The 23,128-nt window shown below is 68.4% G+C and carries 22 protein-coding genes and 1 pseudogene; 16 read left to right on the top strand and 7 right to left on the bottom strand.

Annotation, left to right across the window (positions count from 1 at the left end; translation table 11 throughout):
- The first annotated feature begins 9 nt into the window (after positions 1-9).
- Positions 10-204 (top strand): hypothetical protein, encoded by a 195-nt coding sequence (locus HUA76_RS39900; RefSeq protein WP_141647343.1) that lies wholly within the window; start codon positions 10-12, stop codon positions 202-204.
- A 133-nt stretch (positions 205-337) separates the two neighbouring features.
- Here the strand turns inward: HUA76_RS39900 and HUA76_RS39895 are convergent, their stop codons facing one another.
- A complete protein-coding gene (locus HUA76_RS39895) occupies positions 338-1,624 on the bottom strand; it encodes an MFS transporter (protein WP_174458372.1) in 1,287 nt (428 codons plus the stop codon).
- Between the two features lie 162 nt (positions 1,625-1,786).
- Here HUA76_RS39895 and HUA76_RS39890 point away from each other — a divergent pair, with 162 nt between their 5' ends.
- The gene (locus tag HUA76_RS39890; RefSeq protein WP_174463846.1) at positions 1,787-3,205 is read left to right on the top strand and encodes a hypothetical protein; all 1,419 of its coding nucleotides are present in this window, start codon (positions 1,787-1,789) and stop codon (positions 3,203-3,205) included.
- 18 nt (positions 3,206-3,223) lie between these two features.
- On the opposite strand, the gene HUA76_RS39885 is transcribed toward HUA76_RS39890, so the two are convergent.
- From HUA76_RS39885 to HUA76_RS39865, 5 genes are read right to left on the bottom strand one after another with little or no spacing between them, the layout of a single operon-like run.
- Positions 3,224-4,360 carry an ABC transporter permease gene (locus tag HUA76_RS39885; RefSeq protein WP_174463845.1) on the bottom strand — a complete coding sequence of 379 codons (1,137 nt, stop codon included), beginning with the start codon at positions 4,358-4,360 and terminating at the stop codon, positions 3,224-3,226.
- Positions 4,361-4,376: 16 nt separating this feature from the next.
- Positions 4,377-5,510 (bottom strand): ABC transporter permease, encoded by a 1,134-nt coding sequence (locus HUA76_RS39880; RefSeq protein ID WP_141647347.1) that lies wholly within the window; start codon positions 5,508-5,510, stop codon positions 4,377-4,379.
- A 7-nt stretch (positions 5,511-5,517) separates the two neighbouring features.
- A complete protein-coding gene (locus HUA76_RS39875; RefSeq protein ID WP_174463844.1) occupies positions 5,518-6,456 on the bottom strand; it encodes an ABC transporter ATP-binding protein in 939 nt (312 codons plus the stop codon).
- Positions 6,453-7,214, bottom strand: a complete 762-nt coding sequence (locus HUA76_RS39870) for an ABC transporter ATP-binding protein (RefSeq protein ID WP_174463843.1) — start codon at positions 7,212-7,214, stop codon at positions 6,453-6,455. Before HUA76_RS39870 ends, HUA76_RS39875 begins: the two co-directional genes overlap by 4 nt.
- Positions 7,211-8,275 (bottom strand): HlyD family secretion protein, encoded by a 1,065-nt coding sequence (locus HUA76_RS39865; RefSeq protein WP_141647350.1) that lies wholly within the window; start codon positions 8,273-8,275, stop codon positions 7,211-7,213. The genes HUA76_RS39870 and HUA76_RS39865 overlap by 4 nt, the downstream gene beginning before the upstream one ends.
- Before the next feature lie 409 nt (positions 8,276-8,684).
- Here HUA76_RS39865 and HUA76_RS39860 point away from each other — a divergent pair, with 409 nt between their 5' ends.
- From HUA76_RS39860 to rtcA, 8 genes are all read left to right on the top strand, one after another.
- Positions 8,685-8,924 carry a hypothetical protein gene (locus HUA76_RS39860; RefSeq protein ID WP_141647351.1) on the top strand — a complete coding sequence of 80 codons (240 nt, stop codon included), beginning with the start codon at positions 8,685-8,687 and terminating at the stop codon, positions 8,922-8,924.
- Between the two features lie 74 nt (positions 8,925-8,998).
- Positions 8,999-9,607, top strand: coding sequence for a TetR/AcrR family transcriptional regulator (locus HUA76_RS39855; protein WP_174458378.1), 609 nt, complete (start codon positions 8,999-9,001; stop codon positions 9,605-9,607).
- Positions 9,604-10,824, top strand: coding sequence for an MBL fold metallo-hydrolase (locus tag HUA76_RS39850; RefSeq protein ID WP_174463842.1), 1,221 nt, complete (start codon positions 9,604-9,606; stop codon positions 10,822-10,824). The genes HUA76_RS39855 and HUA76_RS39850 overlap by 4 nt, the downstream gene beginning before the upstream one ends.
- Positions 10,821-11,531 (top strand): NAD-dependent epimerase/dehydratase family protein, encoded by a 711-nt coding sequence (locus HUA76_RS39845; protein ID WP_174463841.1) that lies wholly within the window; start codon positions 10,821-10,823, stop codon positions 11,529-11,531. The genes HUA76_RS39850 and HUA76_RS39845 overlap by 4 nt, the downstream gene beginning before the upstream one ends.
- 10 nt (positions 11,532-11,541) lie before the next feature.
- Positions 11,542-12,888 carry a HAMP domain-containing sensor histidine kinase gene (locus HUA76_RS39840; protein ID WP_174463840.1) on the top strand — a complete coding sequence of 449 codons (1,347 nt, stop codon included), beginning with the start codon at positions 11,542-11,544 and terminating at the stop codon, positions 12,886-12,888.
- Complete coding sequence (locus tag HUA76_RS39835) at positions 12,878-14,317, top strand: sigma-54 dependent transcriptional regulator (protein WP_174463839.1); 1,440 nt, start codon at positions 12,878-12,880, stop codon at positions 14,315-14,317. Before HUA76_RS39840 ends, HUA76_RS39835 begins: the two co-directional genes overlap by 11 nt.
- Before the next feature lie 91 nt (positions 14,318-14,408).
- Entirely contained in the window at positions 14,409-16,355 is a 1,947-nt protein-coding gene (locus HUA76_RS39830) for a CocE/NonD family hydrolase (protein WP_174463838.1), read from the top strand.
- 126 nt (positions 16,356-16,481) lie between these two features.
- The gene (gene rtcA / locus HUA76_RS39825; RefSeq protein WP_141644377.1) at positions 16,482-17,555 is read left to right on the top strand and encodes an RNA 3'-terminal phosphate cyclase; all 1,074 of its coding nucleotides are present in this window, start codon (positions 16,482-16,484) and stop codon (positions 17,553-17,555) included.
- A gap of 18 nt (positions 17,556-17,573) precedes the next feature.
- Here the strand turns inward: rtcA and HUA76_RS39820 are convergent, their stop codons facing one another.
- Positions 17,574-17,927, bottom strand: a complete 354-nt coding sequence (locus tag HUA76_RS39820; protein ID WP_141644378.1) for a hypothetical protein — start codon at positions 17,925-17,927, stop codon at positions 17,574-17,576.
- A gap of 103 nt (positions 17,928-18,030) precedes the next feature.
- Here HUA76_RS39820 and sppA point away from each other — a divergent pair, with 103 nt between their 5' ends.
- The 6 genes and pseudogenes from sppA to HUA76_RS39790 form a co-directional block, all read left to right on the top strand.
- The gene (gene sppA, locus HUA76_RS39815; protein ID WP_174463837.1) at positions 18,031-19,818 is read left to right on the top strand and encodes a signal peptide peptidase SppA; all 1,788 of its coding nucleotides are present in this window, start codon (positions 18,031-18,033) and stop codon (positions 19,816-19,818) included.
- A gap of 113 nt (positions 19,819-19,931) precedes the next feature.
- Complete coding sequence (locus tag HUA76_RS39810; protein ID WP_174463836.1) at positions 19,932-20,228, top strand: hypothetical protein; 297 nt, start codon at positions 19,932-19,934, stop codon at positions 20,226-20,228.
- A gap of 163 nt (positions 20,229-20,391) precedes the next feature.
- Positions 20,392-21,222, top strand: coding sequence for an ADP-ribosylglycohydrolase family protein (locus tag HUA76_RS39805; protein ID WP_174463835.1), 831 nt, complete (start codon positions 20,392-20,394; stop codon positions 21,220-21,222).
- Between the two features lie 65 nt (positions 21,223-21,287).
- Positions 21,288-21,665 carry a hypothetical protein gene (locus tag HUA76_RS39800; protein ID WP_254614777.1) on the top strand — a complete coding sequence of 126 codons (378 nt, stop codon included), beginning with the start codon at positions 21,288-21,290 and terminating at the stop codon, positions 21,663-21,665.
- 493 nt (positions 21,666-22,158) lie between these two features.
- The gene (locus HUA76_RS39795) at positions 22,159-22,755 is read left to right on the top strand and encodes a hypothetical protein (RefSeq protein WP_174463834.1); all 597 of its coding nucleotides are present in this window, start codon (positions 22,159-22,161) and stop codon (positions 22,753-22,755) included.
- Between the two features lie 59 nt (positions 22,756-22,814).
- Positions 22,815-23,128: pseudogene (locus tag HUA76_RS39790) on the top strand (hypothetical protein); the annotation flags it as partial.

Here is a 23,128-nt window from a genome sequence, read left to right as displayed (position 1 = left end):
GTCGAATGCATGACCGAAGCACACCCCGCCTCGCGCGACTTCACGATTCCCGAAGGATGCCCTGTCTGTGCGGCGGACCTGCCGGTGCGTGTCACGGCGTCGGGTCCCAGTGGCGTCTGCAAGCACTGCGGATGGCTCGGGCGCCCCGTCATCACCGTGACGCACCGAGGGCTGAGCGTCAGCTACGAAGGCGCGCGGGCCTGAGAGACACAGCGCATCCGGGAGGGGCCAGTGCCGCGCCCGGATGCAGTTCGCTGGCCTCGGATGGACCCTCGGTGTGATGCCCTGGCCCTCGCGGGCAGGAGCCGTGGACCCGGGCGCCGCGTGTGCGCTCGCGTCAGCCCGCCTGGGCCGAGGAGGCCTCCGCCGGCTGTGGCTCCGGAGGTGAGGTGTGGCCCGCGGATTCCAACCTGTCCACCTTCCGCAGCTCGGGGAAGCCCCAGGCCCAGATGGCGACGATGGCCAGCGTGCCCACGGCGCCCGTGACGACGGCCGGAATCGCGCCCACATGCTCCGCGAGCCAGCCGGCGCGGAACTCACCCAGTTCGTTGGATGCGCCGATGCACATCATGTTCACCGCGCCCACGCGCCCGCGCATCTCGTCCGGTGTCGCCATCAGCTCCAGCGTGTGGCGCACCACCACACTGACCATGTCGGCGGCGCCCGCGATGGCCAGCGCCACCAGCGATAAGGGCAGGGACTTGCTCACGCCGAACACGAGCGTCGCGGCTCCGAAGATGGCCACCGCCGTGAACATCTTCCAGCCGGCCCGACCGCCCAGGGGACGCATCGCCAGGATGATGGCCACCGCCGCCGCGCCCGCCGCTGGCGCGCACCGCAAGAGCCCCAGCCCGAAGGGGCCGGTGTGCAGGACATCCCGCGCGTAGATGGGCAGGAGCGCCACCGCGCCGCCCAGCAACACGGCGAAGAGGTCCAGCGTGATGCTCCCCAGCAGCAACCGCTGCCGGCGCACGAAGCCCAGCCCCGCCACGAGCGTGGAGAAGGACAGCGGCTGCGCCGAGGCCCGCCCGGTCCGCACCTTCAGCGAGAGGATCCACACCACCGTCAGCGCGCAGAGCGACGCGGAGCCCAGGTAGGCCCCGGTGGCGCCCGCCCAGCCGTAGAGGACTCCGCCGACCGCCGGGCCCGCGATGGTGGCCACCTGCCACGTCGTGGAGTTCACGGCGACCGCGCGCGTCAGCTCGTCCTTCGGCACCAACTGCGCCGTCATCGCCGACCCCGCGGGGGCGTAGAACGCGCGAGCCGTGCCGAAGAGGACCAGGACGCCGTACACGAAGCGCACGTCCCGGATGTGGCCCAGGGAGAACGCGAGGAGCGCGAGGCTGCACAGCAACATCACGCTCTGACAGATGGCCAGGATGATGCGGCGATCAAACCGGTCGGCGACCTGGCCACCGACCAGACAGAAGGCGAGGAAGGGGATGAACTGGGAGAGCCCCGTGTAGCCCAGCGCGAGGGCGCTGCCCGTCACCTCGTAGACCTGCCAGCCGATGGCCACCGACTCGATCTGCATGGCGAGCACCGCGCAGAGCCGGGCGATTTGATACGTGCGGAAGTCGCGGTGGCGGAAGACGGAGAGGGCGGAGGCGGCGGTCTGGGACATGCTGGAGCGGGGCTGTAACGCACGCCCGCCGGGCTTTCCAGTCACAGTGCGAGGACGCGCGAGCGAGCACACGTGCCGCCTGTTTCCCTGGTCGCGAGTCCCCACGACGGGTGCGTCCTGGACTACGGTAGCGCCCCCTCTTCGAGGCTTGGAGCCGTCACCATGGCGCCGCGTCACTGGCTGATGCTGTCCTGCGTGGTAGGTCTGTCTGGCTGTGGTCCCCAGGAGTCTTCGCTCCCCGAGGTGGCCGACCCGGGCGGCACGGTCGCCGCGCTGGCGCAACAGGGCACGGTGCAGCTCAACCTCCTGTATGTGCACGGTGTGAAGGGCTGTCAGGGACAGCGCGAGCGTGCCGAGGGCTCCCTGGACGAACTCGACGCGGCCATCAACGCCGCGCTTCCCGCGCGCATCGCCGCCTACGAGGCCGCGCATCCCGGGACGACGGTGGTGGTGCGCAGCGCTCGCGCGAACCTCTACACCGCGCCTGCCTCCGCGCATCACCCCTCGGACTCGACGAATCCCTTGAACATGGATGACTGGGAGGCGGGAGACCCGGGGTGCTCCGCGTCACGCCAGGGCGCGCCCTGCACCACGGCCTACGAGTGGCGCTACCGGCTGGCGCGCGAAATCGAGCGGAGATTCCCCTCGGACGCGAAGAACGTCCTGCTCGTGGGCCACAGCACCGGCGGTCGGGTGGCCTTGGAGGTCGCCGCCAACGTGGGCGTGGACGGTGTCGGCACCCAGGACTGGGGCGTGCAAGGACGCATCGCCGGTGTGGTGTCCATCCAGGGCATGGTCGATTCGCTGGGCACCAGCAAATACAACGTCGTTGGCGCGGCCAGCTTCGTCACCACCTGCAAGAACGGAGAGGTCATCCTCGGGTACGGGGACTCGTGTGCTCCGGGCAACGGGTGGTGCGAGTACGCGGGCAACGTCGGGGGCTTCCCGGCGGCGGACTGGGTGGCGCGCAACAAGCACGCGCTGATGCTCACGTCCTGGGCGAGCTGCTCGCCCTCGCTGTGGACGGGCTACAGCGACGGCTCGTTGCCCTTCGATGCGCAGGGCAGTGGCCTCGCCGTGGGGCTGGGCATGACGCCCGCGGCGGGCAAGACGTGGCGGCCGTCCCACGGCATCAAGTACGGCTCGTTCTGCCACGGCACCATCACCGACCCGAGCGCGTCCGGACATGCGCAGGCCGTGACCGCCGCGAGGGACCGCATCCTCGACTGGGTCTTCACGCGGGCCACGGGCGTGGCTTCCAGCGGGAGTCTGAGCACGTCGTCGTCCATCGCCTACAACGCCTCGACGCCCACGTACGCCATCGGCACGGGATGTCCGGCGGGGAAGGGCGACGAAGGACTCCAGGTCGTGGGCGTCTGCAAGCACCCCGGCTTCTTCGATGGGGATGACCACGCCATCGCCGCGAGCGAGCTGACGCTGACGGATGGCCCCAACTGCACGGGGGCCTTCAAGTGGACGCAGCGGCACGACAGCGGCAACAAGCACGCGGCCACGTTCTGGTGGAAGACCCAGTCGCTCCCCGAGGAGCAGGGCCTCCTGGCGACCCTGCCCGCGGATTGAGCAAGCGCTCGCCGAGACTCAGGCCGAGGTCTTGTGGAAGCGGCGCGCGGCCACGGCCATCATCATGGCGCCGAAGACGGCGAGCGCGAGCACCTGCCGCCACAGGTCCGCCAGCCCCGCGTCCCTGAGCAGCGCGCCGCGCAGCACTTCCACGTAGTAGCGCACGGGGTTCAGGTACGTCACCCACGCCAGCCAGTCCGGCATCGCCCGGATGGGACTCATCACTCCGGACAGGAGCACCGCGGGCAGGACGAAGAGGAACCCTCCGACGAAAGCCTGCTGCTGCGTGCGGCTCACCGTCGCGATGAGCAGCCCCACGCCCAGCGTACACAGCAGGTAGAAGAGGGTGGCCACCGCGACGAGCGTGAGGCTTCCGCGCAAGGGGACCTTGAAGACCCAGGCTCCCACGCTCAGCGCGAGCCCCACGTCCACCAGGCCAATCAACAGGAACGGTGTCACCTTGCCCATCATCAGGATGCCGGGCCGCAGCGGCGTCACCTGGAGCTGCTCCAGGGTTCCCGTCTCGCGCTCGCGGGACAGGCCCATGGCCATGATGACCGTGGTGACGATGAGCAGCAGCATCGCGGCGATGCCCGGCACCACGTACACGGACGTGGACAGCTCCGGGTTGTAGAGGACGCGAGGCACCAGCTCCACCGGGGAGCGGGGGGCCGCCTCGCCCTGGCCCTGGGCCTGCTCACGCGCCATGCGCATCGCCCGGAGCACCGCGTACTGCGCCACCGCGTTCGCCGCGACGGACGAGCGGGTCGGGTCCGAGCCATCCACCAGCGCCTGTACCTGGGCCCCCTGGCCTCGCAGCACGTCCTTCTGGAAGTCGCGGGGGAAGATGAGCGCCACGGAGGCTTCGCCGCGCTCCAGGGCCTCCTCCGCGGCGACCTCGTCGGCGACCTCGGCCTTCAAGTCGAGGGTGTCCCCGGCGAGCTGGGCACGGGCGTAGTCGCGGCTCTCCGCCGTCTTGTCCCGGTCCACGACCACCGTGGGGACATGGCGCACGTCGAAGTTCACCGCGAAGCCCAGCATGAAGAGCTGAATCAACGGAGCCAGCGTCAGGAGCGCCATGACGCGGCGATCTCTCGCCGTCTGGCGCACTTCCTTCACCACCACCGCGCGGTACTGCACCACCAGCGGATGCATGCTCGCGAGCCTCCTTTCAGTCCAGACGTCGTTGGAAGCGACGGGTCGCCACCGCCAGCACGAGGGCCGCGAACAGGGCCAGGGCCACCAACTGCGGCCACAGCACGTCCAGGCCATTTCCGCGCAGCAGCACCCCGCGCAGCGTTGCCACGAAATACCGCGCCGGTATCAGCGTGCTGATGAGCTTGAGCGGCGGCGGGAGGTTCTCAATCGGGAAGATGAAGCCTGACAGGAGCATCGATGGCAGCACCGAGGTGATGGTCGCCACCTGCGTCGCCACCACCTGGTTGCGCGTCACCACGGAGATGAGCAGCCCCTGGCCGAGCATCCCCACCAGGAACAGGAACGAGCCCAGCCCCAGGGCGAGGAGGCTTCCGCGCACCGGGACGTCGAATACCCAGGCGCCCACCGTGAGCACCAGCAGCACCTGGAGCAGGCCGATGCCCAAGTAGGGCAGCAGCTTGCCCACGACGATCTCCAGTCGGCCCACGGGCGTCGCGAAGAGCTGCTCCATCGAACCGCGCTCCCACTCGCGCGCCACCGTCAGCGCGGTGATGAGCACCGCGACGATGGCCAGGAGGTACGCCGCGAGTCCCGGCACCAGGAACATCGCGGAGCGCGCATCTGGGTTGAACAGCGTGCGTACGCGCGCTTCCAGCGGAGGCGCGGTCACCCGCACCGGGCCTCCCAGGTTCCGGCCCGCCATCTCGACCAGGGCCTGGGCCTTGGCGAGCGCCTGCGTGGCCGTGTTGCCGTCCGAGCCGTCCACCAGCAACTGGACCTGCGCGCCCCCGCGCTTCACGTCCTCGGCGAAGCCCTTGTTGATGAGGAACACGCCCGTCGCGGCACCCCGGCGCAGCGCTCCGAGTGCCTCGTCCGGCGACGTGCCGTCCTGGACGACCACGAACTCCTGGGACGCGGTGACCTGGCGCACCAGCTCTCGCGACAGGTCCGTGCGGTCCTGGTCCACGACGACCAACTCCAGGTGGTCCACGTCGAAGCTGATGCCGAAGCCGAACAGCACCAGCATCAACACGGGCATCGCCAGCGCCAGATAGAGGGTGCGGATGTCCCGGCGGATGTGCAGCACTTCCTTGCCCGCCATCGCGAGGATGCGTCCCACCCGGCGATTCACACGTGTCGCGGCCATGGGCGCTTCAGTCCTCTCCCCGCTGTGCGCGGGCGGTGAGCGCCAGGAACACGTCGTCCAGCGTCGGCGCCGAGTCCTCCAGCTCCAGCGGGTCCACGCCCCGCGCACGCAGCCAGTCCGCCAGGGTTTCCGCGGACAGGCGCTCCGGGTCCACGCGCACAGTGGCGCCGGAGCCGAAGCGACTCACATCCAGCACGCCCTCCATGCCGCGCAGCGAATCCAGTGCGGGGGAGAGGCGGGGACCGCGCACCTCCAGCACCCGGCCGGGCGCGTGCGTCCGCTTCAGTCCCTCGGGTGTATCCAGGGCCACCAGCTTCCCGTCCACCATGATGCCGATGCGCGCGCAGTTCTCCGCCTCGTCCATGTAGTGGGTGGTGACGAAGACGGTGGTGCCGCGTGAAGCGAGGTCGCGAATCAACTCCCAGAAGGAGCGTCGCTGTACCGGGTCGACGCCCGCGGTGGGCTCGTCCAGGAAGACGATGCGAGGCCGGTGAAGCACCGCGCTGGCCAGCGCCACGCGCTGTTGCATTCCTCCGGGCAGCGCGCCCGTCACCTCGTCCTGCACCGCGCCCAGTTGCATCCGCTCCACCATCTCCCCGATGCGCGTCTTCAGCTCCCGGCCATGGGCGCCATAGGCCGAGGCGAAGAACTCCAGGTTCGCCCGCACGCTCAGGTCCAGGTACAGCGAGAACTTCTGGGACATGTAGCCGATGCCGGCCTTCACGCGCTCGGGCTCCTGGCCCACGTCGAAGCCCGCGACACGCGCGCCCCCGCCAGTGGGCTTCAGCAGTCCGCACAACATCCGGATGGTGGTGGACTTGCCCGCGCCGTTGGCGCCCAGGTAACCGAAGATTTCGCCCGCGCCCACCTCGAAACTCACGTCGTCCACCGCGGTGAAGCTCCCGAAGCGGCGCGTGAGGTGGTGCACCTCGATGGCCGGAGTCATGCGGCCCTCCCACCGGTGCGCTTCTCGACGAGGGCCAGGAACACCGCCTCGAAGTTGGAGGCCGCCACCCCGTGCTGGCGCGCCAGCTCCCGAGGGTCTCCCTCCGCGATGAGCTCTCCCGCGTAGAGGAGGCCCACCCGGTGGCACCGCGCCGCCTCGTCCATGTATGGCGTGGAGACGAGCAGCGTCATGCCTTCGTGGACCAGGCCGTAGAGCAGCTCCCACAGCTCGCGGCGGCTCACCGGGTCCACGCCGTTGGTGGGCTCGTCCAGGAGCAGCACGCGGGGGCGGTGGAGCAGGGCGCACGCCAGCGCCAGCTTCTTGTACATGCCGCCCGACAGTGCGTCCGCGCGCCGGTCCGTGAAGCGACTCAGTCGGGTGATATCCAGCAGTTGCTCGCGGCGCTCGGTGAAGTCCTTTCGCGAAAGGCCGAACATCTGCGCGAAGAAGTGCAGGTTCTCGTCGACGCTCAGGTCTCCGTAGAGCGTGTTCCGCTGGGGCACCAGTCCCAGCGACTCCCGCACCGGGGAGCGCGTATCCGCCGGGTTCTCACCGAGCATCTTCACGCGCCCCGCGTCCGGGAGGAGCAGCCCCGCCATCAACCGGATGGCCGTCGTCTTCCCCGCGCCGTCAGGTCCCACCAGTCCGTAGACCTCTCCGGTGTGGACGGCCAGCGACACACCCTTGAGCGCCTGCGTCGCCCCGAAGCCACGGCGCACGTCCTCCAGGGCCACGTCCACGTCGGGGCAGGTGCTCATGGCCGCTGCTCCGCGACCGCCGCGTCATTCACCGGCCCCAGGGTGATGTCCACGGGCATGCCCGGAAGCAGCACACCCTCCGGCGCGTCGATGTGCACCTCGACGGGATAGACGAGACGGTCTCTGTCTCCGCGCGTCTGCACGTTGCGCGGCGTGAAGGCGGCCTCGCGCGCCACGGTGACGACGCGCGCCTGGAAGGTCCGGTCCGGATATGCGTCGGCGCGCACCGTGGCGGACTGACCCGGCTTCGCTGCCGCCAGCTCCGCGTTCGGTAGATAGAACGTCGCCTTGGGCCGGTGCGTGTCCACCAGTCGCGCGACGATCGCTCCCGGAAGGGCCAGCTCTCCCACCTCCAGCGGCAGGGTCTCCACCGTGCCGCTCAGGGGCGCGCGCAACTCGCACTCCGCCACCGACACCTGGGCCCGGCGCACCGTGGCCTCCGCGGCCTGGATGGCGCGCAGGGCGGACTCGGCCTGCTGGAGACTCGCGCGCTCCTGCTCGGTGGCGGCGCGAGCTTGTCGGGACGCCGCGGTGCTCGCATGCCGCGCCGCAGAGAGCTGCTGCTCCAGGGACTGGGCATGGGCGCGCGCCTGGTCCAACGCGGCCGCCGTCGTCGCATCCCCCATCTGCTGGAGCCGGTCCGCCTGTCGCTGGGCCAGTCCCTGCTGGTCCGCCAGTGAGGCAATCTGCGACTGGCTCCCCTCGGCTTGCGCGGCGACGGCTTCACTGCTGCGCCCCGCGGCCACCGCCGCCGCGCGCGCACCGTCCGCCTGCGCCTGCGCCATGGCCAGTCTCGCGGAGGCTTCACTCAGCCCCGCCTCGGGCTCGGTGCAGTCCAGGGTGACGAGCACCGCGTTCTTCTCCACGCGCCCACCTTCCTCCACGTGTCGCGCCAGCACTCGCGCATTGAGCCGGGCCCGCACGTCCACCGCCGTGCCCTCCACGACTCCCGACCCTCCGGCCGGTCCCTCCGCGGCCCGCCGGTCCTTCAGGATGCGCACGCCCAACAGGGTGGCGAGCACCACCACCAGGACCACGAACACCACGACGGCACGTCGCATGGAGCCTCTCCTCGATGCCGCGGTTTCCCCCCGCGGTGACGCCCGCCTTGATGGCAAGGCCCATGCCAGCGCTCGCTCGCCGTGAGCACTCACGTGGGTGTCGGAGGCCCGTGCGGAACCCCTGCCGGAAACCCGGCACCCCCGCCGGAAGGCCGACACCCGTCAGGTGCGTTGGCGGGGGCGCTCCTCGCCTCGGATGGAAAGGTGCGCATGCCCCTTGAGGAGAGCCTTCCTTCCGAGGAGAGAAGGGGCTTTCGCCACGCCATCTTCATGCTTCTTCACGGGTTCGCGCCCACCCACCGTGGCACCTTGCGCACGCCTTCCTCGAAGGATGAGGACGGTGGCATCGCCATTGCTCATGAACCGCGCGCCACATTCCGTGCGCACCCGTTGAAGGCGAAGAGGCCCCATGCTGCTCGACATGTACCTGTTCTTCTGCCTGCCGTTCCCCGCTCCGCGCACGCCCAAGGCCAAGCCCGCGCCTCGCCGGGGCCGAGCGAGCGGACGCGGCTCGACGACTTCCCGAACGCCCCCTCGGCGCGTCGTGAAGGCGGCGAGCGGAAAGGCGGACAAGCCCTCCACCGGAGCACGTCGGACGTCGAAGCCCGCGCTGCGAGTGCTCGACGGAGGCCGCGCCGGCGTGCGCTGAGCCGAGGTCGCGGCCCCTGGGGTGGGGGTCGATTGAATTGACAATCTGGGTCCATCTTGTCAAATCTGTCCAAGATGGGGACCGAACTGAAGTCACCCGAGAAACCGCCGGACGACGCGCGGCGGAACCGGTTGCTGGACGCGGCGCTCGGCGTCTTCCTGCGCTACGGCTTCCGGAAGACGTCCATGGACCAGGTGGCCCGGGCCGCCGACGTGTCGCGCCAGGGGCTGTATCTGCACTTCGCGACGAAGGAAGACCTCTTCCTCGCCACGTTGCAGCACTCGATGGAGGTCTCGCTGCGGCTCGCCAGCGAGGGGCTGTCGGATGTCTCCCTTCCGCTGGAGGAGCGGTTGGTGCGGGGCTTCGATGCCTGGGTCGGCCGCTATGTTGGGATGCTGGGTGCGGACGCCAGGGACTTGTCGGAGGTCCTGAGCGCCTCCGGTATGCAAGAGGTGGCGACGCGCCACGAGACCTTGTTCCTGGAGGCGGTGGCGAAGCTGCTGCGCGCCTCGGGACTGGTCGCCGCCTACAAGTCCACCGGCCTCACCGCGCGGCAGCTCACCGACACGCTCTACGCGACGGCGCGGGGGCTCAAGTACAGCAGCGGTACGCGTGAGGCATTCGTTCAAGGCATCGGCGTCGCGATTCGCGCGCTGTGCATGCCCCTGGGAGCATCCCGATGAAGACGCGAGGTTGGCGGCGTGTCCTGCGCCGTGGAGCAATGGGACTGGGCGCGGTGCTGGCGGTGGGCATCCTCGTGCTCGTCGTGGACGGCCACACATCCTTCGGCAAGAGCGCCACGGGGGCTCGGCGGGAGCGGATGGAGCGCTCGCCCCAGTGGAAGGACGGGCACTTCGACAACCCCCAGCCGCTGGTGAATCACTTCGGGGAGATGATGTCGGGGCTGCTCCACACCAGCCCCCACACCAGTCCTGGGGAGCCGCTGGCGGTGGAGCACATCAACCCCCAGCGCTTCCAGTCGCCGCCCGCGACGGGCCTGCGGGTGACGTGGATGGGGCACTCCTCGCAGTTGGTGGAGATCGACGGACATCGCATCCTGACGGACCCCGTGTGGAGCGAGCGCGTCTCGCCCTATTCCTGGGTGGGCCCCAAGCGGTGGTTCGCGCCGCCCATCGCCCTGGCGGACCTGCCTCCCATCGACGCGGTGGTCATCTCGCATGACCACTACGACCACCTGGACCGGCCGACGCTCCTGGCGTTGAGGGACTCCGCGAAGGACTCCAAGCTGGTGTTCATCGTGCCGCTCGGCGTGGGTGCGCATCTGGAGTACTGGGGCATTCCGGCGGAGCGCATCGTGGAACTCGACTGGTGGGAGCGCACCCGGGTCGGGGAGTTGGAGGTCGTCGCCACCCCCGCGCGCCATGCCTCCGGGCGGTTCCTGTTCGACAAGGACTCCACGCTCTGGGCCGGTTACGCGCTCATCGGCGCCAAGAATCGGGCGTTCTACTCCGGTGACACGGGCCTGTTCCCGGCCATGCGGGACATCGGCGAGCGGCTGGGGCCCTTCGATGTGACGATGATTGAAACGGGCCAGTACCACCGCGCCTGGCCAGACTGGCACATCGGTCCCGAGCAGGCGGTGTTGGCACACCAGATGCTACGGGGGAAGGTGATGATTCCGGTGCACTGGGCCCTCTTCGGGCTCGCCTACCATGGCTGGACGGAGCCCGCTGAACGGGCGCGCGCGGCGGCCGAGCGCCTCTCCGTGACGCTGGTGCTGCCGAGGCCTGGCCAGAGCGTGGAGCCGGAGCTCGAAGCAGCGGGTGTTCGGCAGCGATGGTGGCCGGAGCTGGCGTGGGAGACCGCGGAGCAACATCCCATCCTCTCCACGGGAATGGGGACGCCCGTGACGGCGAACCAGCCCGGAGGCCAGCCATGAAGGTCCTCCTCTTTGGCGCGACGGGCATGGTGGGGCAGGGAGTGCTGCGCGAGTGTCTGCGCTCTCCGAGCGTGGAGCAGGTGCTCGCGGTGGGGCGGGCGGAGACGGGGCAGCGTCACGAGAAGCTGCGTGAACTGCCGCTCAAGGACTTCCTGGACGCGTCGTCGGAGTCCTCGCTGGACGGCTATGACGCCTGCTTCTTCTGCCTGGGCGTGTCCTCGGCGGGGATGAAGGAGGAGGACTACCGGCGGGTGACGTATGACCTGACGCTGTCGGTGGCGCAGGTGCTGGCGCGGGTCAACCCGAGGATGACCTTCATCTACGTCTCGGGCGCGGGGACGGACAGCACGGAGAAGGGGCGTTCGATGTGGGCGCGCGTCAAGGGGCGCACGGAGAACGCGCTGCTCGCGATGCCGTTCCGCGCCGTGTACCTGTTCCGGCCCGGAATCATCCGGCCGATGCACGGAATCGTGTCGAAGACGCGGGTCTACCGGGTTCTCTACAAGGTGCTCAGCCCGCTGTACCCGGTGCTCAAGGCCGTGGCTCCCGGGTTCGTGACGACCACGGAGGCGGTGGGGTTGGCGATGGTGGCCACCGCCGAGCTGGGGGCGCCGAGGAAGGTGCTCGAGAACGGCGACATCAACAACCTGGCGCGCCTCTATTCGCAGCGGCAGGCCAGCATCCGGGCCGGGCTCACCTCGACCTGACAAGGTGGACATGGACCCGCGAACCCGGCGCAGCTACGAGGCCCTCCGGCTCAAGCACATCGGCCGCATCTTTGGCCGCATGGTGCGCCTGCGTGCGTATGGCGGCATCCTGCTGATGGTGGCTGTCGCCGGGGCGACGCTCATGGATGGCGCGCCCTGGCGCCGCATCTGGTTGCCCATCCAGGTGGTGTTGGCCCTGTCGTTCTTCTTCTTCGAGCTGCGCCGTTACGAGCGAGAGGGCCTCACGGAGCGCAGCATCTCCGGCAACCTGACGTTGGGCATCATCCTGGAGCAGAGCCTGACGTGGGGGACGGGAGGACTGGCCAGTCCGTTGCTGCCGCTCGTCCTTCCGCTGGCCTTCGTGGGGGCCGCGGTGCTCCCGCCACGTCAGCGGCTCCTGTTGATGTTGGAGGAGCTGGGGCTCGTGTCCCTGTTGGCGGCGGCGCACCTGCTCGAGTGGACTCCCCCTTTGCACCTGTCGTTCCTGGGAGAGCCGCCTCGCGAGATGCTCCTGGCCCTGGCGGTGTTCATCCTGCTCCTGGTGGTGGCCGCCAACATCGTGGGCGCCGCCGTCCGGGGCACCTTCGAGGACATGTTGGCGGAGTCCTTCCATCAGCGTGACGAGCTGTTCGCCACGCATCGCGCCCACGCTCGGACGCTGGAGTCCTTGTCGGGAGAGATTGCCCACGAGCTGAAGAATCCCCTCGCCACGGTGAAGGGGTTGACGCAGCTCATGCGACGCGAGCCGGAGCGCGCGCAGCCGTCGGAGCGCCTGGAGGTGCTGGCCGGCGAGGTGACGCGCATGCAGGACATCCTGGAGGAGTTCCTCAACTTCTCGCGACCGCTGGTTCCGCTGTCCGTCAGCCAGGTGGACCTGGCGGCGCTGTGTGACGAGGCCGTGGTGCTGCACGAGGGCCTCGCCGCCGAGCACGGTGTCCGACTGGCCCGGGGTGGTGATGGTCCGGTGGTCGCGGCGTGTGATCCTCGCAAGGTGAAGCAGGTGGTGATGAACCTCTTGCACAACGCCATCGACGCGAGTCCGCGGGGAGGTCAGGTGGTGGTGGATGTCGAATCCGGCAGCCTGGGAGATGTGCGTGTTTTCATCCGGGATTCGGGAGCAGGGCTGTCACCCGAGGTGTCCTCGAGGGTCTTCGACGCGGGCGTCACCACGAAGTCGAAGGGCTCGGGGCTCGGCTTGACAGTGGCCCGTGCGCTGGCGCGGCAGCATGGTGGCGAGGTGACGCTGCGCAACGAGGCGTCCGGGGGCTGTGTGGCGGAAATGATGTTGCCGCGCGAGCTTCCCGCGGACACCCTGGGGCCAGTGAGGGACGTGCGCGAGGTGGCCCATGCGCGGTGAGTCGGGCGCCGTATCGCGCGTGCTGGTGGTGGACGACGACGCGGGCGTGCGCTTCACGCTGCGGGAGATGTTGCGCAGCCTGTCCGGCGTGGAGGTGGAGCAGGCGGAGGACGGCGAGGCCGCGCTGGAGAAGCTGGCGTCGCGCGCGTTCGAGCTGGTCATCACCGACCTGCGCATGCCCCGGATGGACGGCATGGAGCTGGTGCGCCGGGTCAGCGGGGCACCCCACGCGCCGCGCATCATCGTCATCACGGCGCATGGCTCGGAGCGCTTCGCCGTGGAGGCGGTGAAGGCGGGCGCCTATGACTACTTCCGCAAGCCCTTCGACGTGGATGAGCTGCTCGCCGTCGTCACGCGCGCCCTGGAGTCGGTCCGGCTGCGCCATGAAAACGAGCGGCTGACAGGGGAGCTGAACCTGTCACGCTCCATGGTGTTCTCCTCGGAGCCCATGGGTCGGCTGGCGCAGTTGGTCCAACGCGCGGGCTCCCGCGACGTGACAGTGCTCATCACCGGGGAGAGCGGCACCGGCAAGGAGCGGGTGGCGGAGGCCCTGGTGCGCGCCTCACCGCGCGCGAACGGACCCTATCTGCGCTTCAACTGCGCGGCCCTCACCGAGGAGCTCGCGGAGGCGGAGCTGTTCGGTCACTCGAAGGGCGCGTTCACGGGAGCGAATCGGGTCCGCCCCGGGCTGTTTCGCGAAGCGGACGGAGGCACGCTGCTCTTGGATGAAGTCGGAGAGCTGGCGCCTCCGCTCCAGGCCAAGCTGTTGCGGGTGCTCCAGGAGGGCGAGGTCCGCCCGGTGGGAGAAGACCGGCCGGTGAAGGTGGACGTCCGCATCCTGGCCGCCACGCATCGGGACTTGCGCAAGCGCGCGGCGGAGGGGCAGTTCCGCGAGGACCTCTACTACCGGCTCAACGTGGTGCAGCTCCGCGTGCCGCCGTTGCGCGAGCGCCCCGAGGACATCCCCGTGTTGTCACGGATGTTCCTGGACCGCTTCAGCGGCCGGTTCCACACGGGCCCGTTGAAGGTGCCGCCGGGCTTCGTGGACCGGCTGATGGCGCTGCCCTGGCCCGGCAATGTGCGCGAGCTGGAGAACACCCTGGAGAGCCTGGTGGCGCTGTCGAGCGAGGGAGAGCTGGACCTGTCCCTCCTGCCGACCTCCGAGCCTCGGTCGGCTGGCGCCGCGTCGACGGGGCCCGTGGCCGAGGGACTCCGGAGCGAGGAGGGCGAGGCCGCCACGGGGATGGGGCTCAAGGAGCGGGTGGAGGCCTATGAGCGGGGGCTCGTACTCGACGCACTGCGCATCGAGGGAGGAAACCGCAGCGGGGCGGCTCGGCGGCTGGGGATTGGCCGGGCCACCCTGCACGACAAGCTGCGCAAGTACGGGCTGGACAGCGCCCCGGACGAGGGCGGAGAAGGACGGAGCTGACGTCCCCTCGGGCTCGGGAACAAACGGCCTCCCGGGCCGTTCGGGGGCGGTTGTGTCCCCCACGATGTCGCGTCCCTTTACTGGAGCGTGCATGTCCCCCGTGTCTCGCAGTCTCGCGGCGCTGCTTTGGTTGTCCCTCGCAAGTCCCGCCGTCGCCCAGACGCCGCCACCGACTCCGTCGAAGGCCCCCGGTGCCTCGACACCGGAGCGCACGGAGCACATCCGCTCGCGCTACACCAAGTTCGAGTACCGCATCCCCATGCGGGATGGCGTGAAGCTCTTCACCTCCGTCTACATCCCTGTCGATGCCTCTCCCAGCAAGCGCTACCCCATCCTGATGGTGCGCACGCCCTACAGCGTCGCGCCGTATGGGCTGGACCGCTACAAGACGCAGCTCGGGCCGAGCGAGGCGTTCGAGAAGGAAGGCTTCATCTTCGTGTTCCAGGACGTGCGTGGCCGCCTCATGTCGGAGGGCGACTTCGTCAACGTGCGTCCCATCAACCCGAAGAAGGGCGCGAAGGACACCGACGAGAGCACCGACACGTACGACACCATCGACTGGCTGCTGGCGCGCGTGCCGAACAACAACGGCAAGGTGGGGCAGTGGGGCATCTCCTATCCCGGCTTCTACGCCTCCGCGGGCGCCATCAGCGGCCACCCGGCGCTCAAGGCGGTGTCTCCGCAGGCGCCCATCGCGGATTGGTTCTGGGACGACATGCACCGGCATGGCGCCTTCAACCTGTCGCTCGCGTTCAACTTCTTCTCGGGGTTCGGCAAGCCCCGGCCGGCGCCCACGGACAGCGAGGACTGGGCGCGCTTCGAATACGGCACGCCGGACGGCTACGAGTTCTTCATGGACCTGGGCCCGCTGAGCAACGCGGAGACGAAGTACTTCAAGGGCGACGTCGCGTTCTGGAAGGACGTCACGGCGCATCCCAACTACGACGCCTTCTGGCAGGCGCGGAATCTCTTGCCGCACCTGAAGGGCCTGAAGGCGGCGATGCTGGTGGTGGGCGGCTGGTACGACACCGAGGACCTGTACGGCCCCTTGCGGACGTACGCGGCCATCGAGAAGCAGAACCCGGGCGTGGCGAACACGCTGGTGATGGGCCCGTGGCAACACGGGGGGTGGGTGGGCACCGAGGGCTCCAGCCTGGGTGACGCCGAGTTCGGCTTCCGCACGTCGGACGCGTACCAGGAGCTGGGCCTGGCCTTCTTCAAGCAGCACCTCAAGGGTGGCGAGAAGGCGGCGGTGCCGGAGGCGCTGGTGTTCGAGACGGGCGCCAACCGCTGGCGCCAGTTGGAGAGCTGGCCGCCGAAGGGGCTGCGTGAGACGCGGCTGTTCTTCCAGCCCAAGGGCGGGCTGTCCATGAAGGCGCCCACGGGCACCACGGAGTCGTTCGCGGAGTACATCAGCGACCCGGCCAAGCCGGTGCCGTACACGCAGGAGATCACGACGCGCTGGAGCAAGAACTACATGGCGGAGGACCAGCGCTTCGTCGCGAGCCGGCCGGACGTGCTGGTGTTCGAGACCGAGCCGTTGGAGCAGGACCTCACGCTGGCGGGCCCGCTGGAGGCGGACCTGTGGGTTTCCACGACGGGTTCGGACGCGGACTGGGTGGTGAAGCTGGTGGATGTGAATCCCGGCAAGCCGCGCGGCTGGAGTCGGAGCGACGCGGAGAAGGGCGAGAAGAACCGGGGTGGCCAGCAGACGCTGGTGCGCGGCGAGCCGTTCCGCGGCCGCTTCCGCGACAGCTACAGCGAGCCCAAGGCCTTCAAGCCCGGTGAGGTGTCGAAGGTGCGCTTCACCATCAACGACGTCTTCCACACGTTCCAGAAGGGGCACCGGGTGATGATCCAGGTCCAGTCGAGCTGGTTCCCGTTCATCGACCGCAACCCGCAGACGTACGTGCCCAACATCTTCGAGGCGAAGGAGGCGGACTTCACGCGCGCCTTCCACCGCGTGTACCACTCCGCGGCGCACCCGAGCTCCGTCAAGGTGGGCGTGCTGCCGGCGCTGGACGCACAGGGCAACTGAGGTCCGCGAGGGCGAGGCGGTGCATCTGTTTGGCACCGTCCGCTCGCGCTCGAAGGGAGCGTGACGGGGCGGGATATCCGTCCCGTTCCTGTTACGTTTCCGCCCGCACGGAGGGATGGGAGGGTCATGACTGGCACCGAGGGGCCCGGGAGTGGGCCGGTGCGGCTCGACGGGAGTGAGGGCGAGGGGGGAGGGCAGATCCTCCGCTCGGCGTTGTCGCTGTCACTCATCACCGGACGGCCGTTTCACATCACCCACCTGCGTTCGCGGCGGGAGCCTCCGGGGTTGCGTCCCCAGCACCTGGCCTGCGTGCGCGGCGCCGAGGCACTGGGTGGCACCAGCGAGGGCGCCACGGTGGGCGCCTCCGAGTTGTCCTTCACTCCCGGCACCGTGCGCGCGGGGGACTATCTGCTGGAGGTCGGCACGGCGGGCAGCACGCCGCTCATCTTCCAGTGCCTCGTCTATCCCCTGGCCCTGGCGGGGGGCGGAAAGCTCACGTTGCGGGGCGGGACGCATCTGCCGCACAGCCCGAGCTTCCACTATGTCGCGACGGTGTGGCAGCCGGTGGCCCACGCGTATGGGCTCCCCGTGCACCTCACGATGACGCAGGCGGGGTTCTATCCAGAGGGCGCGGGGGAGATGGTCGCCCACGTCTTTCCGCCGCAGGAGCCGCCCCGGCTGGTGGAGTTGCCCGCGCGGGGGATGCTGCGCGAGGTGCACGTCTCGTCATTCGTGGGAGGCCTGCCGTTCGCCATCGCCGAGCGGCAGTCGCGCGCCGCCGTGGCGGTGCTGCGGGAGAAGGGCATCCTGGCCGAGGCGGAGAATCGCCCGCTGCCGGTGAGCCGTTCGCTGGGCACGGTGACGTTCGTGCTGGCGCAGTTCGAGCACACCATCGCCGGCTTCACCGCGCTGGGGGAGAAGGGGCGTCCCGCCGAGGACGTGGGGCGGGAGGCCGGCGAGGCGCTGGCGCGCTTCATGGAGACAGGGGGCGCGCTGGACGAGTCGCTGGCGGACCAGATCCTCCTGCCAGCGGCGCTGCTGGCCGCGGGGCGCCTGGGGCCGGTGACGCCGGGCACCACTCGCTTCACCGCGGCTCGGGTGACGGACCACCTCACCACCCATGCCCGCGTCGTCGAGCGCTTCCTTCCGGTCAAGGTCCGGGTGGAGGCGGGCGGCGCGGTGGAGGTGGCCCCGGCTTGAGGGCCGGGGTGGGGTGGCTCAGGCCGCCTCGTCGTCGCCGCGGTTGGAGTTGTTGCCGAAGGTGTTCACGTCATCCATCTCCTTCGTCGTGTTCCGGAAGGCGCGGAAGCCGAAGGGGATGGCGACGAGGAACACGAGGCCGGCGAGGCCCACGGCCTTCCAGGGGAAGGGCTGCGTCTTCACCTGGATGTCCTTGCCATAGGAGTTGAGGTTGTTGCCCATGGCGCGCTGCTTGGCGGCCTCGCGCTCCTCGGCGGTGAGCTCACGGGGGGCGTTGAAGTCCTGGACCGGTTTGCGCGGCTGAGCCAGTGCCGCTCCGCCCGTCGCGAGCGCGAGGACCAGGAGGAGTCGGGCAAGGGAGGGATTTCGCATGAGGGGGGAGGCTATCACGACCCAACGGGAGTGCTGAACAGGGCTTGCACCGGGAGAGCGTTGTCCAGTACGCGCCAGGGTGCCCACATCACCTCCGGACGCCATGCTGCGCCTGCCCTTCATCGCCCTCGCCAACCTGTTGCTGCTCCTGCGGACCCTGTTGGGTGCGCCCTTCCGCCTGTTCGCCGCCAGCCACCGGCCGGCCTACGTGCGCTTCCGGTTGGCGGGGGATCCGCCCTACCGCGAGCAGCGCAAGCCCCGATTCTCGCTGGGGGGAGGCTCGCGTCCGGAGCCCGCGGACGTCACCTCGCTGGAGCGCTTTGGCGAGTCCCTGAGGCTGTTGGCGAAGGACCCCAAGGTGAAGGGGATTCTCCTGGAGGTGGAGGAGTTGGGGTTGCCGGGGGCGAAGCGCGACGCGGTGGTGGCGTTGCTGGCGGAGTTCCGGGCGGCGGGCAAGCGGGTGGTGTCCTGGGCGGTGATGGTGGACACGGACACGTACCCGGTGCTGTGCGCGGCGGACGAGGTGCTCCTGGCCCCCATGGGGCGGCTGGAGCTGGTGGGGTACTCGGCGGAGTCCACGGCGCTGGGCGAGGGGCTGTCCCGGATTGGCATCCGGCCGCAGTTCATCCGGCGGGGTGACTACAAGACGGCGCCGGAGTTGTTCACGCATCCGGCGGTGTCGGACATCCAGCAGCGCACAGTGGAGTCGTTCCTGGACGAGCGCTACGCGACGCTGGTCGACGCGGTGTCGGTGGCGCGGCGCAAGACGCCCGACGAGGTGAAGGCGCTGATCGACCAAGGCCCGTACAGCGGGCCGAGGGCGAAGGCGATGGGGCTGGTGGACGCGCTGGTGGACGAGGCGGACCTGCCGCTGCACCTGGGGTTGGTGAAGGTGGAGGAGGGGAAGGCGCCGGAGGACGTGGAGGACACGGAGTTGGAGGCGCTGGACACGTATCTGGAGACGGTGCCGTTCCCGCCGGTGAAGTGGCGGCGGATGAAGCGGAAGCCGCGGCTCGCGTTGGTGCCGGTGTCGGGGATTATTGTGCCGGGGAAGGGGAATGCGGGCGGGCGTCTGGCGTCGACGGACGCGGTGGTGAAGGCGTTGAGGGCGGCGGGGCGGGACAAGCGGTCGAAGGCGGTGCTGCTGTATGTGAACAGTCCGGGTGGGGCAGCGATTGCTTCCGAGCAGATTCTGGAGGCGGTCCAGCGGGTGGCGCGCAAGAAGCCGGTGATCGCATACATGGACCGGGTGTGCGCCAGTGCGGGGTACATGGTGGCGCTGGGGGCGAAGGAGCTGTGGAGTGCCCCGCATGCGGTGGTCGGGTCCATTGGTGTGTTCGCGGGCAAGTTCGACACGTCCGGGCTGATGAATCTGTTGGGCATCCACAAGACGTTGATCACGCGGGGAGCGAACGCGGGGTTGTTGTCGTTCTCCCGGGGTTTCACGGACGGGGAGCGGGCGGCGCTCGAGGCGGACATCGAGGAGATGTACCAGTCCTTCCTGGGGCACGTGGCGAAGGCGCGGGGGCGGACGAAGGAAGAGATCCACGCGCTGGCGGAGGGCCGGGTGTACTCGGGCCTGCGCGCGAAGGACGCGGGCCTGGTGGACAAGATTGGTGGGTTCGAGGAGGCGTGCCGGTATGCGCTGTCCCTGGCGAAAGTCGCACCTGGGGACTTCGAGCTGAAGACGTATGGGGCGGCGGAGCGACGGATGTCGGTGCTGCGGTTGTTGATGGGGGCGGCTCAACCCCAGACGTATTCACTGTGCCCAGTGTCGTGGAATCTGGCCGGGCAGGAGCGTGCGACGTTGGCTTCGCTGGCGGATGAGACGCGGTGGGGCTCGTGGCTGCGTGAGTTGTCGCGTGATGCTCCTCCGGGAGAGACGCCATGAATCAGCGGGACGCTGCGTGGGAGGACACTCCACGGTGTCGGCAGTGCAATGGGGAACTGGGGTTCGTTAAGGCGCAAGGTCCCGTGGAGACATATCGATGCGTGTCTTGCGGTATGGAGATGGTCGGCATCATGTCCCCTCGGATTGATGAATTTATCAAATTCCTTGGGCCACGAGGAACGCTGCGGGTGCGCTGGGGCGGGAAGTTGGCAGGATCAAAAGAGGCGCACGCGTTGCGTCAGTTGGCGCCTGAACTCCAGGCCAAGTCTGTTCCGGAAGCCCTGGCTCTGCTGAGAAGCAAGAACGAATGGGTCTTTGAAGAGCTCACTCGAGGCCAGGCCAAAGAGCTGGGGCAAAGGGCGACTGCTCTGGGACTGGAAGGCAGCACGGAGTTTCCGGATGCCCAGTGAGCTGGCGAAGGCGTAGCTTCCTGGCTTCCGCCCTCACCGGCAATGGTCCGGACATCCGGATGAAGAGAATCGGGCGAGCGGTCGTGAGGAGCGGGCAAGTCAGGCTGGGTGGCGAAGCGCCGTAAAGGGGCCATCCGGAGTTGACCTGACGGTAGGAGCATTCTTGCTGCTTGAGCTGGCGATTGGCGACGCCTATGGCGCGGGGTTCGAATACGCGCCGGAGATGACGAAGTACAACGACCTGTCGCGCTATGTGCAGCACCCCCGGCATCTGGGGACGCTGCCTGGCATGTACACAGACGATACGCAGATGAGCCTCGCGATTGCTGAGGCGCTCATCGACGATGAGCCCTGGAGGCCGCTCACCCTCGCTGCGAGGTTCGTTCAGGTGTACCAGCGCGACCCTCGCGAAGGGTATGCCCGAAGCTTCCAGGCGTTCTTGGAGACCGTGCGGGATGGGCATGACTTCCTGGCTCGAATTCACGGAGACAGTGACAAGAGCGGTGCGGCGATGCGCGCCGGGCCCTTGGGCGTGTTGGGCTCGTCCAGTGAGGTCATCAAGCGGTGCACGATTCAGGCAGCCATCACCCATGACACACCGGATGGCATTCACGCGGCATGTGCCTCGGCGCTGATGGTGCACTACTGCCTGTACGGAATCGGGCCCAAGGCAGAGGTGGGGGAGTACATCCAGGAACTGGTCCCGGGCCAATGGATTCTGCCCTGGGAGGGAAAGGTCAACGCGAAGGGCTGGATGAGCGTTCGCGCGGCGATCACGGCCCTGGCGCGCAATGAGTCCATGAGTGCGCTGCTCAAGGACTGTGTCTCGTTCGGTGGAGACGTAGACACGGTCGCCTCAATGGCGTTGGCTGCGGGTTCCTGCTGCCAGGAGATTGTCCAGGATCTGCCGCAGCATCTGATCGATGGGCTGGAGAATGGCCCTTATGGCCGCGACTACCTTCGCGGGTTAGATGAACGGCTCATGGCTCGCTGATCCGCCTCGTGCGCTCTTGAGGGACGCGGCGTCCTGGCACGTCCCCGTGCTACCTTCCGCGCCCCATGAAGCGGACCGTCCTCATCGGTAGCCTACTCCTGGCCCCGGCCTGTGCCACCACGTCGCGTGAGCCCGTCTCTGTCGCGGAGTCCTACGCCCGCGCCCTGGACGAAGGCCGCCTCCAGGACGCCTACGCCCTCACCACTGATGGACCGGAAGGGCAGGTCGCCTTCCTGGAGCGCTACTCCGACGAGACCACCCGCCGTGAACGAGCCGCCGCCGTCCGTGCCGGCGCCGCCGTCCTAGAAGCCCGCGCCCCCTCCCTCACCCTCGCTCGAACCGGCGAGGACTGGCGCATCGTCGAAGCCCGCCCCGCCGATGTCCCCCGCGCCGCCCTCCGGCGCTTCCTGGACGCCTCCGACGCCAAGGACTCGGGCGATTAATCTCACTGTTTCCGAGTGGAAGGCCCCAGAATGAACGAGGTTGCGCGGTGATGATTGATGAGGCTATTCAGCAGCTCCGGCAAGGTGGCTTGGTCGCAAAGTACGTAGGTGGCAGGGACTCTCGAATCCTCGGTGGGCGTGCCCTTAATGGGTTCCTATACGTGGACGGGTTCAATATATTTAGAGACGGTGACGATTGGGTTTTGGGGCTACCCGGTCCAGGTCAAGTTGGTACTGAGTATCGGTGCTACTCACTTGGCGAGGCAGTCGAAAGGGTGCTTGGTTTTTGTGCAATGCCACCACTTGGATGCTGATGTGGCCGAGGTAAATCAGGGAGCCACCAACCCCACTCTCGTGAACGATTGCTGTTGCCGTAATCGACGCGGTCACTGGGGAAGAACTTGCTGTTTCTGTAAGCTGCAATTCGGAAGTGACCAGTTTGGAAAGACAAAGCCATCAAGCGGAAAGGACTCGAAGAAGAACAGGTGATTCGATGTCCCGAGCAAAGCTGTTAATACTAGAGGCGGAGAAGAAGTTTGAGGAAGGCGACTATCGCGGCGCAAGAGACGCTTATCGCGCCAGCTTCATGGAGGAGCCCCCTGTTTCTCGAGGGTTTGGGACCCTTGAAATAGCCGAGGACTGGGAGATGTTTAGATTCAGGAGCGAACTCTTTGAGAAATACCCTCACTCAAGTGAGGTAAAGTCTGCGCTTGCTCATGCATACCTCCGTGTGCGGCAGCCTCAACAGGCAGTCGATCTTCTTGGTGGGTTGATTGAAGTCGAGGTTGAGCTGACTCGCCGGGTTCCACTGCTGCTCGTGAGGTTTCGCGCTGCTTTGGCTGCGCGGCAGTACGATGTTGCGGCAGTCGACTTTGTTGAGCTGTGGATGGCCGGGGCTCGCGTGCCTGCTGCAAAGCGATTCCGGAAGGGAATGCTGAAGGAAGTCTCGGGCCTTGTGGACGGCAGGGCGGAAAGTTTGCTGGGAATCCTGGAAGGTCAGCTGTCGGGTGAGAGTTTGCTGATGGCATATGTCGCTGCGAAGAGAAGTGAACTCAGGGCTATCGCAGGACTCATTTCGACGTTTTCTTGAGTGTTTGGAGGTGGGGCTCGCCGATTCAACGCACGTCCCCGTGCTACCTTCCGCGCCCCATGAAGCGGACCGTCCTCATCGGTAGCCTACTCCTGGCCCCGGCCTGTGCCACCACGTCGCGTGAGCCCGTCTCTGTCGCGGAGTCCTACGCCCGCGCCCTGGACGAAGGCCGCCTCCAGGACGCCTACGCCCTCACCACTGATGGACCGGAAGGGCAGGTCGCCTTCCTGGAGCGCTACTCCGACGAGACCACCCGCCGTGAACGAGCCGCCGCCGTCCGTGCCGGCGCCGCCGTCCTAGAAGCCCGCGCCCCCTCCCTCACCCTCGCTCGAACCGGCGAGGACTGGCGCATCGTCGAAGCCCGCCCCGCCGA

Origin of the sequence: Myxococcus sp. CA056 (assembly GCF_013336715.1) — a bacterium.
GTDB classification, from domain to species: domain Bacteria; phylum Myxococcota; class Myxococcia; order Myxococcales; family Myxococcaceae; genus Myxococcus; species Myxococcus llanfairpwllgwyngyllgogerychwyrndrobwllllantysiliogogogochensis.
Note: the sequence above shows the minus strand (reverse complement) of the source record. Positions and strands in the feature narration are given on the sequence as shown.

Bases quoted from the DNA above. Each gene is read 5' to 3' on its own strand.
- HUA76_RS39855 (WP_174458378.1), top strand. From the start codon at position 8,999: ATGGGGACCGAACTGAAGTCACCCGAGAAACCGCCGGACGACGCGCGG.
- HUA76_RS39880 (WP_141647347.1), bottom strand. From the start codon at position 5,510: ATGGCCGCGACACGTGTGAATCGCCGGGTGGGACGCATCCTCGCGATG.
- HUA76_RS39795 (WP_174463834.1), top strand. From the start codon at position 22,159: ATGTCCCGAGCAAAGCTGTTAATACTAGAGGCGGAGAAGAAGTTTGAG.
- rtcA (WP_141644377.1), top strand. From the start codon at position 16,482: ATGACTGGCACCGAGGGGCCCGGGAGTGGGCCGGTGCGGCTCGACGGG.
- HUA76_RS39810 (WP_174463836.1), top strand. From the start codon at position 19,932: ATGGAGATGGTCGGCATCATGTCCCCTCGGATTGATGAATTTATCAAA.
- HUA76_RS39830 (WP_174463838.1), top strand. From the start codon at position 14,409: ATGTCCCCCGTGTCTCGCAGTCTCGCGGCGCTGCTTTGGTTGTCCCTC.
- HUA76_RS39870 (WP_174463843.1), bottom strand. From the start codon at position 7,214: ATGAGCACCTGCCCCGACGTGGACGTGGCCCTGGAGGACGTGCGCCGT.
- HUA76_RS39800 (WP_254614777.1), top strand. From the start codon at position 21,288: ATGAAGCGGACCGTCCTCATCGGTAGCCTACTCCTGGCCCCGGCCTGT.
- HUA76_RS39845 (WP_174463841.1), top strand. From the start codon at position 10,821: ATGAAGGTCCTCCTCTTTGGCGCGACGGGCATGGTGGGGCAGGGAGTG.
- HUA76_RS39885 (WP_174463845.1), bottom strand. From the start codon at position 4,360: ATGCATCCGCTGGTGGTGCAGTACCGCGCGGTGGTGGTGAAGGAAGTG.
- HUA76_RS39865 (WP_141647350.1), bottom strand. From the start codon at position 8,275: ATGCGACGTGCCGTCGTGGTGTTCGTGGTCCTGGTGGTGGTGCTCGCC.
- HUA76_RS39900 (WP_141647343.1), top strand. From the start codon at position 10: ATGACCGAAGCACACCCCGCCTCGCGCGACTTCACGATTCCCGAAGGA.
- HUA76_RS39890 (WP_174463846.1), top strand. From the start codon at position 1,787: ATGGCGCCGCGTCACTGGCTGATGCTGTCCTGCGTGGTAGGTCTGTCT.
- HUA76_RS39850 (WP_174463842.1), top strand. From the start codon at position 9,604: ATGAAGACGCGAGGTTGGCGGCGTGTCCTGCGCCGTGGAGCAATGGGA.
- sppA (WP_174463837.1), top strand. From the start codon at position 18,031: ATGCTGCGCCTGCCCTTCATCGCCCTCGCCAACCTGTTGCTGCTCCTG.
- HUA76_RS39835 (WP_174463839.1), top strand. From the start codon at position 12,878: ATGCGCGGTGAGTCGGGCGCCGTATCGCGCGTGCTGGTGGTGGACGAC.
- HUA76_RS39895 (WP_174458372.1), bottom strand. From the start codon at position 1,624: ATGTCCCAGACCGCCGCCTCCGCCCTCTCCGTCTTCCGCCACCGCGAC.
- HUA76_RS39860 (WP_141647351.1), top strand. From the start codon at position 8,685: ATGCTGCTCGACATGTACCTGTTCTTCTGCCTGCCGTTCCCCGCTCCG.
- HUA76_RS39840 (WP_174463840.1), top strand. From the start codon at position 11,542: ATGGACCCGCGAACCCGGCGCAGCTACGAGGCCCTCCGGCTCAAGCAC.
- HUA76_RS39875 (WP_174463844.1), bottom strand. From the start codon at position 6,456: ATGACTCCGGCCATCGAGGTGCACCACCTCACGCGCCGCTTCGGGAGC.
- HUA76_RS39820 (WP_141644378.1), bottom strand. From the start codon at position 17,927: ATGCGAAATCCCTCCCTTGCCCGACTCCTCCTGGTCCTCGCGCTCGCG.